Below are 14,285 nucleotides of genomic sequence, written 5' to 3' on the forward strand. Positions count from 1 at the left end.
GATATTGTGCTTTTAAGCTGTGTTAAAGGCAGCTTTTTCATTGTGTTTTGAAAGTACTTTTTTTCCTGTAAATAAAAAGCCCGGTTGCGAGAACCAGGCTTTCCATCTAATATCGTTGAGCGTCGGGCTAAGGAAGTATATAAGTAGCTACGACAGGAAGATGATCAGAGGCAATGATATTTTGAAGTACCTGATGATCGGATACTTTCATTGAGCTTCCTTTTTTTAACAAAATAAAGTCAATCTCCTTTGTAGGGTTAACTTCAGGAATGGTAGGGGCACAATTTTCTGTGCAGCTGCGGCTAAACCGTGTTTCCAGGATCCCCATTGCAGGTGTATCAGAAGTCAGGTTCAGATCGCCGGCCAGGATCACTTCAGTTTTCCTTTCACCTAAAATTTTATTGATTTCTGTCACTTGCAGCATGCGGTGTTCATTTTTCAGATCAAGATGTGTACAGGCAAAATCCATTGACTTTCCGTTAGGGAGCGTAACGTTAACGATTGCAAGGCTACGTTGTTCGGCTTTAACACCTTCCTGAGAAGGAAGAAGGAAGCGTTCTGTACGATTGATCTTAAATCTGGAAAGGATGGCAACTCCGTATTCTCCACCCTCAAAGTCTATCCCTTTGGAAAAAAAGGAATACATGCCGGTAAGTTCCGCCAGTTTTTTAACCTGATCAACCTGTCCGCCTCTTTGGGTAAGCACATCGAGTTCCTGTAGGGCAACCAGATCCGGCGATTGGCTTTTGATCACATCAGCTATAGCCTGCAGATCAATTACCCCCGCTTTAGCCGGAGGGTTTCCATGATGGATATTATAGGTCATGACTTTCAGCCGTTTTGCAGGTTTTCCTGGTCCGGCAGTAGCCAGCAGGCCATAAATGCACAAGAGACAAAATGTGCCCGAAAATTTAAGATAGGATTTCATTGTATGTTGGTTTATGTTTAGTTTCTGCCTTCCCAGTTGGGGTTTTGTTGCAGGTTTTCATTCAATAACAGTTCCTGTATTGGGAGCGGGAAAAGATAATCCCTATCCTCACGGAAGGTTTTAGGGGTGTTCGGATTGATCAATACATTTCCACCATTCGTATTGTTCTCCAGAATAATCTCACTTCCGAGTTTTAGGAACTGGATTCCTGATCCCGTTGGCTTGGTTCCGGTATAAATCTCGACATCGGTCTTGCCGTCATTGTCTAAATCATATTTTCCCGCACCAGGAAAATACATCCCTTTATAAGGAGCAGCATTTAAATGTCCCTCTTTCCACCTGATTAAATCGTTCCAGCGGAAGCTTTCCATCACCAGTTCTATGCGTCGCTCACGTCGGATCTCCAGAATTAATCCTTTATTCCCTGAATTTACCTGTACATATTGAGCAGCAAGATAAGGGTCGGGATGTGAATTGGCAAATGCAAGGTCAAGATTTGGCATTCCAACCCTGTCGCGGATCAGCTTTATCGAGCGGTCAATATCGGCTTGTGTGGCTTCGCCAAGCTCAGCCTTTGCTTCGGCATAATTTAACAGGACCTCTGCCATGCGGAAAATGGGCATATCATTGTCCGACTTATTATTGGAATCATTGGCTTCGCCGGTCACAAATTTGATGAGCTGATACCCACTAATGGAGGCGCTAAACTCAGGAGCAAGTTGTTTGGTGTTGCCTATCCTGGTATATCCCGGAGTCCGGACGGTTTGAGATAACCGGGGGTCTCTGTTTTGAACTTCTTCGAAAAATTGCATTTTATCATAGCCCGCTTTATCTGTAAAACGGCTTCCGTCTTTCATCAGATAGGTGTTGACCAGATTTTTATTCAGTCCTGGTCTTCCATAGGAAGCCGTAAGTGTATAATAATTCAGGTTATGCCAGACCTGTAATCCTGCGCTAAAGCGTCTGCCGAGAATGATCTCCTGATCAATAGCTGCTTTAGAAGCAAACAGTTCCTGATATGCTTTTTCAGGACTGCTTTTATAAATGCTGTAAGGGCCACTGGTCATTAAGGTATTTGCTGCCTCTGCTGCTGCTCTCAGAAAAATATCTGCACCTGGTAAACTAAATTCGGGATGGTATTTTCTAAAAGTTCCTTCAAACAGGCAGATTCTTGATTTCAGTGCAAGGGCAGTCCATTTGGTCACCTGTTCCACATTTTTTGTCGCGTCCATATTGGCAATGGCGAAATCGAGATCGGCCATTACAGAATCCATGACCTGTACACGAGGGCTGCGGGGCATAGCTAACTTGCCTTCGTCGGTGATGTTAATGGTTTTAGTGTACCAGGGAACATCGCCAAATCTGGATACTTTATCAAAGTAAAAATAGGCACGAAAGAAACGGGCAATTCCTGCATATTTTTTACCAGCAGCAGCGCTCATGTTCTTATCGTAGTTTTCCAGAAAATAATTGATGTTGCGCAGCTCGGTCCATTTCCATCCACCATCAGAAATTGGGACAGTTCTTTTTCCGGTAATCAGTTCGCCCAGGTCCGTTTTTACAATATTATCTACAGCTTCATTATAAATTCCTTCGGCTGATGGAAAGGCATAATAAAAGGAATTGGTGTAAAGTTTAAGGTCACTTTCCGTTCTGAAAAAGGCTTCCGGAGAGATGGAGGCCAATGGCTTCCGGTCAAGGAAATCCTTCTTACAGGAACTGATCAGGAGACAAAAAACGGCAAGATATAAAATTGAAAATTTCATTGTTTATGGGTTTTAAATTAAAAGGAAATATCCAGACCAAAGGAATACATCCGGTTGAAAGGATAGACCCTCGCATTTGCATCTTCGGTTGAATTGTTGTAATCGCCTGCAGCTTGTTCCGGATCAATATAGTTGGACCTAAGCTTGCTGAAAGTGAACAGGTTTTCTCCGCTGATATAAATTCTTGCTCTGGAGAGTTTTATTTTTTTAGTCAGATTTTCTGGAAGGGAGTAACCAATAGTGAGATTTTTCAAACGCAGGTAGGCAAGGTTCTGCAGGTATCTGTCGTTCTTGACATTAAGTTGTCCGCGGTCATTAAGTGCCTCATAACCTCTTAACCTTGGGAAATAAGCATTAGGATTCTCTGGTGTCCATACATCATTCATGAAATCTTTTGGAACAAAGGAGAAGTAGGGTCTGGAATAGGGGCCCCAGAATTTATCGGCATTATTTCCTGGATACCACTGTTGTTTGCCGACGCCCTGGAAGATTACAGAAAGATCAAAATCTCCCCAATTCACTCCGGCATTAATGCCATAGGAATAACGCGGAAGCGAGTTTCCTATAATTTCCAGATCACCATGATCATCCAGTGTATTTTGTCCGTTGTTGACAATGCCATCACCGTTGAGATCTGCAAACCTCATGTCTCCAGCTGCCAGTTTGGACCAGTTTCCCGGAGCCCTTAACCTTTGCTGGTTCACGTAGTCCTGATTGATCGGGTAGGCCTGGGCTTCTGCATCTGTTTGAAAAAATCCGTTGACACGGTAGCCCCAGATTGAGCCGATTTGCTGTCCCTGATAATAGGAATCCAGGAGGTTCTTAGGATTGTCAAATCTGGTGATTTCTGCCTTGTAATCAGAAATTCCCAATCCGGCATTCCAGCGGAAAGGCTTGCCGGCAAGTGTCCCGCTGCTGTTCCAGTTGATGGCAAGTTCCCATCCTTTGCTGCGCAGGTCGGCCACATTTTCTTTTGGTGAATCGGCTCCATATACAGCAGATACGGTTTTGCCATTGGTCAGCATGTCAATCGTATTACGTACATAATAATCAAAGGAAGCACTTAGACGGTTGCTAAAGAAGCTTGCATCCATTCCGAAATTGGCCGATCTTGCTTTTTCCCAGGTAAGATTATTTGATATTGGGATTGGCGAAGACAAATATTCTACCTTTTTCCCATCCATAATATAGGGAGGTATATTACTTGCCGGCCCCCGGGAAAGCAATGGAATATAACCATAAGTTGCGGCTTCCTGCTGATTGCCCAGTGAACCATAGGAACCACGGAACTTCAACTCATTAAAAACAGATTTTAACGGACTGAAAAAGGACTCCTGACTGACCCTCCAGCCCGCTGAAACTGATGGGAAAAATCCAAAACGATGACCCGGAGGGAATTTTGAGGTGCCATCGTACCTTCCATTCAGTTCGAGTAGATATTTTCCTGCATAGTCATAATTGAGCCTGAAGAAACCACCTAAAAGCGCATATTCGTTTGCGTTTCCATTGGCCAGAACATCACCGGATCCCAGATCAAGGTCATTCAGGTCCTGGGATACCAGATCTTTCCTTTGCGCAAAAACTCTTTTGTAGGTGTTTAATTCCTGGTTATAACCGAGTAATGCTTTAAACGTATGCGCCCCGAGGGTTTTGGTATAATCTCCATAAAGATTTACTACATGGGCTTGTTTGGTATAATTGGTTTCCCCAAGCTGATCATATCCGAATTGACTGATGACACCAGGGTAAATTGACCATGGAGCCTGAGTTCTGCGGCTCCAGTCGCTATATGGATTAAAGGTGTAGGAATAGGTTCCTTTTAATTCCAGTCCTTCCGCAATTTTGGCAGTGACATTGAATAAATTGATGAACTCATATTTTTTCTCATTACCCTTTGACTTGCCATGAAGAAGGTCGGCAAAAATACCATCACCAATGGTATAGTTGTTGAGCTCTGTGCGATAGGTAGCAGTACCATCCGGGTTTACCGGTAAATAGGAGGGAAGTGCATGTACGGAAACAGAAACAAAATTGCTGTTCACCCCCCAACCCGGATAATCATAATTGGAAGCATTGAATTGCAGGTTGTTTCCAATGGATAACCATTTGTTCACCTTAGTATTGATCTTGGCCCTGAGGTTGTAGGCTTTGTATTGATCCTGATTGAGCTTCATCATCCCATTCTGTTGATAGAGACGACCAGAAATAAAGAAGTCGCTGTTTTCTCCGCCTCCGGCTATGCTGAGGCTATGGTTCATTGAAGTCTGGGTGTCTCGGAAAATGGTGTGCCACCAATCGGTGCTGCCATAGTACACATACTGGTCTTTTCCTTTTCTGTTATCGATGATATAGTCTGGTAAGCTCTTGTCGGTTTTTCTCCTGAGGAGATAGGCATAGTCTTCATCTGTATACTTGGTATAGGTATCTCCAACGGAGCTTAAGAAAGCCTGATCGTTCATTTTTGCGGCATCATATCCATCTGTCATGAAATCAGTGCTTATTGTTGGCCTGGACCATCCAAAGTTATTGCTGTAGCTAACGGTGGTTTTTCCGCTTTTCCCATTTTTGGTGGTCACGAGTATGACTCCAAATGCTGCCCTTGCCCCATAAATGGCAGCGGAAGAGGCATCTTTTAATACCGAAATGTTTGATACATCTCTTGGGTTAATGGAATTGATCGATCCGGGGACTCCATCGATCAGTACCAGTGGTCCGCCTCCTGTTTTACCACTGTTAATGGAAGTGAAGCCACGGATATTGATCTTTCCGGCAGCTCCGGGTCTCCCGTCACCAAAAGAAATGTTCAGGTTGGGAGATGCACCCTGAAGCCCTTGTGTAATATTCGCTATAGGACGATCCTCCAATGTTTTAGAATTTATGCTGGCCACTGCTCCGGTCAGGTTCACTTTTTTCTGAGTACCATAGCCAACTACCACTACCTCATTCAGGTCACTGAGGTCTTCGGGCATTTTTACGATCAATGTGATTTTTTCACCTTCTTTTACTTCATAATTTTTTAGGTGTTGTGTGCGGAAGCCAATATAGCTGAGTGTAAAGGAATAGCCTTTGCCTGTAGGCAGGTCTGTAAAACTGAAAAAGCCTTTGCTATCGCTGGAAGTAACACGCCTCAGCTGAATGGATTCATTGGAGGCAATTACAGATACGCCGATTAAAGGAAGTCCTTTTTCATCGTTCACTGCCCCGGTAACCCCGCTTCCCTGTTGCGCCAGTGCCACCTGGGTAATGCTTAGAATGAATAGGAAGAGGAGCAGTCGCTTTCTGCCCCGGTGCTCGAAGAAATGAGTAAAATTTAATTGCATGATTTTGTGTTTAATAATTAAGTTCTATTTGTGGTTTTTTATTGGTGTTCAGGTGCTGCAGACTCTTCTGTAAAGAGGTAAGAGCCATCTTTGAGTATAGTTAAGTTGAGTTGGTTGAGCGCAGCTATTTTGTTTAGAATATCTTTCAGCTGATCGTGTTCGCTAAACTGGGCAGTGAGCAGAATAACCTTCCTGACCTGTCCGCATTGGATCACTTTACCATAACGTGAGGACAATTCCGCACAGGCTTGTGCCAATGGCGTTTTATCAAATTCAAGTGTTCCGCCAATCATAGGCACAGGGGTAACTGGCATTGGCTTATCTTTTACTACTGCAAGCTGAGTTTTTCTGGTCTGATCAAAACGGCTGAGCTTAGCCAGTCTGCCATCATAACGGAACTGCTGGCCGGGATAAAGGACCATATCGGGAAAGACTTTCTGTGTCAGACCTGGCTGAGCTGATACCCTTACCTTCCCATGGAAGAGACGTACTTCGACTTTTCGTCTTTCCCAGGCAATTACCCGGAACGATGTTCCCAGTGCAGTGGTATTGATTCCTTGCCCGGACACCGTAAAGGGCCGTTTTTGATCAGGAGCAACATCAAACGTCGCTGCTCCGGTTAAGGTCAGATGGCGTGCATGGGAAGGGAAAGGTTGTTGGTATTGCAGGCTGCTGTTAGGGCTCAGTTTAACAAGAGAGCCATCATCAAGACGGATCAGCCGGGCAGTATTTCCGGTGTGATGAAATTTGATTTCCGGAGAGACCATATTCCTTGCCTGAACCGGATGCTGGATTCTTTTTTCAGGAATAAGATATTGTACCACCACAGCACTGAGAACGGCATAGGCAAGTATCGCTGCCAAAGAGGTCCAGTTTCTGAAACGGATCATCCGCCTCGGTTTGATCCGCGCAAATATGGATGCCGCGTTAGGCGCTGTTAGGGGTTGGATTCCGGCATTGGTCCACTCCTCTTCGGGAAGGAACCGTTCTATCAGGCCAGGATCTTTTTCAAGACAGCTGATCACATAATCCCTTTCTGCCGGACTACATTGTTGTTGAAGATATTTTTGAAACAGTTGCTGGTCCATCTTTTCGTATTGATACCGGGAATACGAAGCTGAAGGGCGGAAGCACGGGCTGTTTACAAAAACTTAATGTGCTTAACGTTGGCTTAACCAGGATTTTGTCCCTGTTTTAAAAGAAAAAAAGAATGCTATCCCTCAGTTTACGTCTAAGGAGTTTTAATGCTTTTCCCATATGATCCTCAACGGTACGAACTGAGATAGACATCATTTCTGCAATCTCTTTATGCGAATATCCTTCCAGTCTGCTCAGCACAAAGATCTTTTTCCTTGCAGGTGGCAATGCAGAAATTGCAGCCTGGATATCCTCCGAAAGATGACGGTTTAAGGCTGCGTTGTCTTCAGTAGCGGGAAGTGATTGTGCGGCATAATGTGTTTCCATGTTCCTGAGGCTGTTCAGGCGCTTGATCTCGTCCAGCATTACCGTTCTGCATATTCTGAATAACTGCGCGTTTAATGGAATCTGAGGGTTGAGATTTTGGGCGTTCTTCCATAACTTGATGAAACTAAGCTGTAGTAATTCTTCTGCAAGTGCCACTGAATTTGTCCGTCGCAGCAGATAAGTATAAGCCTGGCGATGGTAAGTATGGTATACTTTCGCAAAAGCCTGATCGCAGCCCGATATTAATTCCAGAATCATAAGATCATCTTCCCAACCCATAAATTATCTTATTTCGGCTGCAAAAAGAATCAAATGTTATTGCTCCGGGCGCATCAATAAGTTAAGTTTTTGTTAACTGTGCTTTTAAATGGATATCAAACGTTTGCGCAAGGAAAGCTGAATCAGGTACAGCGTTTCTCTTTTATATTCGGACTTTATAGCAGATCACAAATTATGGAGAGAAGGAAATTTTTAGGAGCAATATCATTGGCCGGACTTGCCGGAGCGATGACCCCTACCAGCTTAATGGCTACAGAAAATCAGCCCATTGAGCTGAAGGTTAAGGCCAGAGATGAAAGGGAATTCTGGTGGAAATTACTCTATAAAATTGCTGATCCTGTGACCTCAAACCTGGCCAATGGGACTTTCAAAAAGAACATGCTCGTGGAGAAGTCACCAAGTTTTGATTCCCGTTCTATTCATGTGACCTATCTGGAAGCAGTGGGCAGAACGTATGCAGGTATCGCGCCATGGCTGGCCTTACCAGACGACGAGACTAAAGAGGGAGCATCCCGGAAAAAGATGAGAAATGATGCCTTACAGGGACTGACTAAATGTTTTGATCCTGCGAGCCCTGATCAGCTGAACTTTAAAACCGATTATCAACCTATTGTAGATGCAGCTTACCTGGCTCATGCCTTTTTAAGGGCGCCGAAAGCATTATGGGAACCGCTGGATACCCTTACCAAAGACCGGATCATCACTGCGTTTAAATCGCTGAGAAACCGGAAGCCCTTTAGTAGCAACTGGCTGTTGTTTGGTTCTATGGCCGAAGCATTTATGCTTTCTGTTGGACAGGAACCGGATTTGGAAAGGCTCAATAAAGGGATAAAAAAATTAAATGACTGGTATAAAGGAGATGGTTATTACGGCGATGGTCCTAACCTGGCCTTCGATTATTACAACTCTTTTGTGATTCATCCGATGATGGTCGATACATTGAAAGTACTGGTAGATCATAGCATGGCTACACAAAAAGAATATGACCTTGCACTTTCAAGAATGGAAAGATATGCCGTTGGCCAGGAAAGGATGATCTCACCTGAAGGAACATTCCCCCCAATCGGGCGCTCTATCACTTACCGGACAGGTGCGCTTCAGGCACTGAGCCAGATTGCATTAATGGAGAAGTTGCCAAAGACGATTAAACCGGCACAGGTGCGGGCAGCGCTTACACTGGTCAAGAAAAATATGTATGAGGTGCCTGGAACATTTGATAAAAATGGATGGCTACAGCTGGGTTTTGTAGGCCATGATCCGGATATCGCCGATTATTATACTTCAACAGGAAGCCTCTATATGGCCACACTTTCCTTTCTGCCACTGGGCTTACCAGCAACAAATGAGTTCTGGTCGGCACCAGCCGAAGACTGGACGGCAAGAAAAGCATGGGGCGGTAAAAAATTCGCTAAAGATTATCATGTGGATTATTAACAGGGGAATCTCTTTTTCTCTTTTTATTCTTAATCTTTTGAGAAATAAAAAATCGTTAAGTTTGAAAAGAGATTGCACAAACAATGTTATTGACAAAACACCCCCTGGTCGTATCTGCTATGCTTTGCTTATTGTTGTCAATGAGCAAGCCCTCCTTTTCCCAATCCAATAAAGGAACCAGGCCAAAGGTTGGTTTGGCACTCAGTGGTGGTGGTGCAAAGGGAATGGCGCACATCGGTTTGTTAAGGCTGATTGACTCGCTGGGCATAAAAATAGATTACATCTCAGGGACCAGTGCAGGAGGGATCTTCGGAGGTCTTTATGCAATGGGCTATACGCCTGATACCTTAAAAAAAATAGCCTTAAGGATCAACTGGAGGAGAGTGCTGAGTAATAAAGTCCCTCTGAACCAGATTAACATCGAGGAAAAAGATGAGTACGACAACTACATGATCGAATTTCCGGTCATGGGAGGCAGGCCAAGGCTTCCGGGAGCTTTAATTGAAGGACAATACATTTCTGAAATCCTGAATACCCTTACTTACCCGGCAAAACACATCAACGACTTTAACAAATTACCCATTCCAATTACGATTACCTCTTCAGATATCGTTAATGGTGGGTTAGTGCTGCAGCACAAAGGCTCTTTGCCAATGGCGATACGTGCCACATTGGCTATACCTGCCGCTTTTGCTCCTGTATATATCGACGGGCGTTTACTCGTGGATGGCGGACTGGACCGGAACTTTCCTGTACAGGAAGTGAAGGAGATGGGGGCAGATATTGTGATTGGTGGTTATACCGGATTTCGTCTGTTCACAGAGAAAGAAATTGAGAATCCAATGAAGCTGATTTACCAGACCCATGCCTTCCGCTCTGTGGAGGATTCGAAAAAGCAGGAGGCCATGGCAGACGTAGTTGTCGATTTTACCCAGGCATTGACGGGATATTCTACCGCTGATTTTTACCAGAACAGACGGATCATCGAAATTGGGGAAAACGAAGCCCGTAAATTCTTACCCCAACTGATTAAAATTGCAGAAGAACAGAAGAAATACCCTAAGGAAACGACCAACAGGGAAATTAAAGATCCGAAATTGCCGGTCACAAAGATCAGCTATCTGAACGATAAAGGGCAACCTTTAAACCTCCCGGTGATGGAGCAGTTTGCAGCATCGCGTTTAGGCCTGAAAACCGGAAAGGAGCTGAGCGTAAAAGCAGTGAATGAAGGGGTTGCTGACATTTATGGAACACAGTTCTTTGATAAGGTCTATTATACTTTTGAGAACAAAGGAGATACCGGACTCACGATGAATGTCCGTTTGAAACAAGGAAAACCAGGGGTCTTCAAAGCATCAGTTCATTACGATACGGAACAGTCTGCCGGTTTGATCATCAACTATACTTACCGGAACATCCTGTTGAGTAAATCCAGGCTCCTGGCCACGGTAGACCTCTCGGAGCGTTTTAAAGCGCGGTTCGACTATTATAAGTTCATCAACGAGAACAATCGGATGTGGCTTAAAGCGTCTTTTAGCTATCAGGCATTGCAGAACAATTCTATTCTTTACCGGTTGATTTCTGATGAGAATTATTATAACAATATGATGAATACGGAAGTGTCCCTTGGCTACAGCCTTGGACGTTCCAGTTACATTTCCCTGGGAGTGAGTCATGAAAACGAAGCGGTTAAACGGGGGCCCAATCTTTTTAAGCGGTTCTTTGGGGAAGGGAACGATATCCGGACACTTTATAGCCACAGCAATCAGGCATTCACGTTGCTTTTCAGACAAAATACTTTAGATAACCTGTATTTTCCTAAGCGTGGTAATTCATTGACCATTCAGGGGAAATATATGGTAAACAACAAGCTCAGTACCAAAGTTCCTGATGCTGATGATGAAAAAGGTAAGCTTGTTTATGACTACCTGAACCCTAAGGATGGTCTTCCTGGCAATATCGCGAGGTTCTTCCTCAATGAAACGTTTGTAAAGCGGATCAACAGAAGAATCTCCCTGAATGCTTCTGCGACATGGGGTTTTAGCTATTCAGATAAATATGGGTTCAATTCTCCCTATATGTACGAAAATGCAAAATTTAGTATGGGAGGGATAGATGGCAGGCAAGACCTTGCTCAGGCCAGCTTTATCGGATTAAAAAAAGGCGAGTATGGAGTTGCGAATGTAACCTCTTTTGGCTTAGCGCTTCAATATAACATCAGAGGGAACCTGTACCTGACGCCACAGGTAAATGTAGGCTGGGAGAATCGGGGCCTGAACCCTTTCAATGTGGCTTTTAATGATGATTACCTCTTGGGATATGGCGCAAAATTAGGTTATATGTCTTTCATGGGACCTATCAATTTTGCCATTGCAAAAACCAATGGATTTGATCGGAATCCTTGGAGGATGTATTTGTCTATCGGCTTTAAATTCTAATTTATTTAACCTCTATGGTGGTTTCTATGGCTTCCAAAGGCATGTCCTCATGGTATTCCAACATCGCGAGGGCCGAATAGCGGCCTTTTTTCAGCGTTCCCGGAAGAGATAGCGCGATCATTCTTTTTGCGTCGGGAAAAACGGGAAACTCAACCACATCCAGCTTTATTTCTTCTCCGGTTTCCATATTGGTGAGTTCCAGGCGTGCCCGGCACTGGAGCATGACGTTGCCGGTATTCCTGATTAAGAAGTTGTAAGTGCCTTTAATGGTCTTGTCGGGACGCAGGTCGATCGCTTTTGCTTCAAATCTGTTCACACCAGGGGGAACCTGATAGAGGTGGATCCCAAACCTGAAGATCTCATTGATTACTGCATTTACTTTTCCTTTTTTCTTGTTGCTGTTTTCCTGTTCTTTCACATTTTGAACAAACAACATCGCCCATTTCATTTCTTTTAACTGTAATGAGTCTGTGGGCGCATTCAACGTAATGCGGATGTCTTTGGAAACGCGGGGTTCTATTTCTATAAAAGAATTGTCGAGCTTGATCCAGTTGGCGCAGGAGCGGCTTAGTGCTCCTGCTTTCAGGTACTGATGATTTCCAAGGCTGTCCCTTAGCCAGTCGCCCAGAGATAACTGGAACACCTGCTTCTCATTTGAAATATTTGAGACCGTGATGGTTTGTGAGGAACTTTCTCCGGCAGCAGCATTGAAGGTTACTGTGGTCGGATTGATGTTTACCCGTTGTGCATTTGTGATAGAAGTACAGGTCAGTAAGCCCAATAGTAAAACAAAAGAACAGAAGAGGCTTTTCATAATTGGTTTGTTATCGTTGATGATTGCCGATGACGATGCAATAATAATGCAATTTTTATTTTGGGTCGATTTTTGCAAATCTGAGAGAGCAGCAGCGCTTTGTTTTATGAAATATTTATGCCTCTTGATTTTCTTTTTCTGTTTCTTTTTGAGAGCAAATGCCCAGCCTCCTGCGCCTGCGGTTTGCAACGCTCAGGGATCGGAAAGTAGCAATAAGCTAACGGTGGTGTCGGAAGGTACGCTAAACTTCACACTAGGTACATTAAACAGCTTCGAAACTGCACAGACTTATTCCAATAACATCAGGCTGAATGTGCTGTCCAGATCTGCCAGGTACAAGGTTTATATTGCCGCAGAGCTGAGCTTATCAGGAAGTCCATCCACAGCAATTCCCCTCACTAATTTCCAGGTATTACCAGTATTGGTCGGCACCAATCCCCAGAACAGGATTACTGTTAGCAATGTGAACCTTTCCGGAGCTTATCAGCAATTTGCGCAGCGTACAAATGCCACAGGTACCTCTGGAGATGTGTTTGACCTGACGGTGAAGCTCTCAGGGATGAACACTTATACCCAGGCTCCGGGCAATTATACACTTAAGTTTCACTATAGATTGTGTCACTATTAATATGAATAGCTTCCTTAAAACGATCATTCTTCTTGGCTGGATTACGGTCATTATCCCTTCTGTGTCAATCGCACAACGTTACGTCACAAGAAGTCGTACCGTTCAGTTATACAAGGTGTTAGATGTTTCTTTAAGCAGCACAAGTTCGGTGTTTGACTTTTCTGCCTTGACCAATTATGAGAATGGGATCACTAAGCCGGGCATGATTACGGCTACAGTAAAGGCAAATGTACCCTGGAAATTGACCCTTACCCTTGGAAATAACACCCTGTCGCCACAAATTACGCCTACACCGATGCCAGCCAGTGTGATCGGGATCAAGGCATCTACCTCATCCGTTTACACACCTGTGCAAAATAATGCACCCTTTTTTGTGCAGAATAATCCTGGTTTATACACCGTTGTATTTGACCTCAGGGCAATCCCTGGTTACCAGTATGAAACTCAGGAATATATTGGAGATTTTTATTTTACTGTGTCACAACAATAGTACTTTAACTCAAACTTGTTACATTTTCGTGTGCAATTTATTCCTCAAAAATCCCCGTTTTGTAGAATGAGGTGTGTCATTTTTCCACTGTTTTCGGCTTATTTACAGGTATTAATACCTATTTTACTGGCATGTGCTTTGTCTTTGTGTGTTTGTATTAACCAACAAACAAAATTATCCGATGAAAAAAATTTTACTTAGTGTTGCAATATTTTGCGCGACATTCACCGCAGTAAACGCACAAGTTGCAACCGGTACTACTTCAACCCGTACGCAAAACATGAAAATCGTGATCAAAGAGGTTTTCGACCTTGCTTTAACCCCGGGAACATTACAAACCATCAGCTTTGATGCACTGGCCAATTACGATGCTGCGGGCGGTATTGAGTTGGCAGCGGCAAACACCGTGAATTATAAAGCCAACCATTTATGGAAAGTAACGGCAATCGCCAATGCACCGGAATTTACTTATGCTTCTACAGCAAATAGTAAAGTTGCCGATCTTTCGCCAATGCCTACTACGGTATTACAGATCCGTAAAACCGGAGGAACCTATCAGGCCCTGCCTCCAAGCACTGGTGCTGCGATTACAGTGGCTTCCGGTACCCGTGGAACAGGTAACTTCACGCTTGATTATAAAGCAGTGCCTGGTTATACTTATCAAACAGGTGAATATACTGTTGGTGTAGTTTATACCATGACCAACCAATAAGAAATTTCCGGT

The 14,285-nt window shown here is 43.9% G+C and carries 11 protein-coding genes; 5 read left to right on the top strand and 6 right to left on the bottom strand.

All coding sequences use genetic code 11. The features are described 5' to 3' along the window. Positions 1–127 precede the first annotated feature (127 nt). From BUC20_RS33055 to BUC20_RS33075, 5 genes are all read right to left on the bottom strand, one after another. On the bottom strand, positions 128–928 hold the full coding sequence (locus BUC20_RS33055; RefSeq protein WP_073239042.1) for an endonuclease/exonuclease/phosphatase family protein: 801 nt from the start codon (positions 926–928) through the stop codon (positions 128–130). Positions 929–945: 17 nt separating this feature from the next. Further along, positions 946–2,694, bottom strand: coding sequence for a RagB/SusD family nutrient uptake outer membrane protein (locus BUC20_RS33060; protein ID WP_073239044.1), 1,749 nt, complete (start codon positions 2,692–2,694; stop codon positions 946–948). Between the two features lie 17 nt (positions 2,695–2,711). Then, on the bottom strand, positions 2,712–6,014 hold the full coding sequence (locus tag BUC20_RS33065) for a SusC/RagA family TonB-linked outer membrane protein (protein ID WP_073239046.1): 3,303 nt from the start codon (positions 6,012–6,014) through the stop codon (positions 2,712–2,714). 38 nt (positions 6,015–6,052) lie between these two features. Continuing rightward, positions 6,053–7,102 carry a FecR family protein gene (locus tag BUC20_RS33070; protein WP_073239048.1) on the bottom strand — a complete coding sequence of 350 codons (1,050 nt, stop codon included), beginning with the start codon at positions 7,100–7,102 and terminating at the stop codon, positions 6,053–6,055. Positions 7,103–7,208: 106 nt separating this feature from the next. After that, positions 7,209–7,757, bottom strand: a complete 549-nt coding sequence (locus tag BUC20_RS33075; RefSeq protein WP_084529514.1) for an RNA polymerase sigma factor — start codon at positions 7,755–7,757, stop codon at positions 7,209–7,211. A 174-nt stretch (positions 7,758–7,931) separates the two neighbouring features. Between BUC20_RS33075 and BUC20_RS33080 the strand changes: the two genes are divergently transcribed. Both BUC20_RS33080 and BUC20_RS33085 read left to right on the top strand, forming a co-directional pair. After that, a complete protein-coding gene (locus BUC20_RS33080) occupies positions 7,932–9,191 on the top strand; it encodes a DUF2264 domain-containing protein (protein WP_073239103.1) in 1,260 nt (419 codons plus the stop codon). Positions 9,192–9,274: 83 nt separating this feature from the next. Continuing rightward, entirely contained in the window at positions 9,275–11,629 is a 2,355-nt protein-coding gene (locus tag BUC20_RS33085) for a patatin-like phospholipase family protein (RefSeq protein WP_084529516.1), read from the top strand. A 1-nt stretch (position 11,630) separates the two neighbouring features. On the opposite strand, the gene BUC20_RS33090 is transcribed toward BUC20_RS33085, so the two are convergent. Beyond that, positions 11,631–12,443 carry a fimbrial biogenesis chaperone gene (locus tag BUC20_RS33090; RefSeq protein WP_143166986.1) on the bottom strand — a complete coding sequence of 271 codons (813 nt, stop codon included), beginning with the start codon at positions 12,441–12,443 and terminating at the stop codon, positions 11,631–11,633. A gap of 148 nt (positions 12,444–12,591) precedes the next feature. On the opposite strand from BUC20_RS33090, the gene BUC20_RS33095 reads away from it, so the two are divergent. From BUC20_RS33095 to BUC20_RS33105, 3 genes are all read left to right on the top strand, one after another. Further along, the gene (locus BUC20_RS33095; RefSeq protein ID WP_143166987.1) at positions 12,592–13,071 is read left to right on the top strand and encodes a hypothetical protein; all 480 of its coding nucleotides are present in this window, start codon (positions 12,592–12,594) and stop codon (positions 13,069–13,071) included. 1 nt (position 13,072) lies between these two features. Continuing rightward, positions 13,073–13,561: a hypothetical protein gene (locus BUC20_RS33100; RefSeq protein ID WP_073239055.1), complete on the top strand. Its 489-nt coding sequence runs from the start codon at positions 13,073–13,075 to the stop codon at positions 13,559–13,561. A gap of 181 nt (positions 13,562–13,742) precedes the next feature. Continuing rightward, positions 13,743–14,273 (top strand): hypothetical protein, encoded by a 531-nt coding sequence (locus BUC20_RS33105; RefSeq protein WP_143166988.1) that lies wholly within the window; start codon positions 13,743–13,745, stop codon positions 14,271–14,273. Positions 14,274–14,285: the final 12 nt, after the last annotated feature.

Source organism: Pedobacter caeni, from assembly GCF_900129215.1.
Lineage (GTDB): Bacteria > Bacteroidota > Bacteroidia > Sphingobacteriales > Sphingobacteriaceae > Pedobacter > Pedobacter caeni.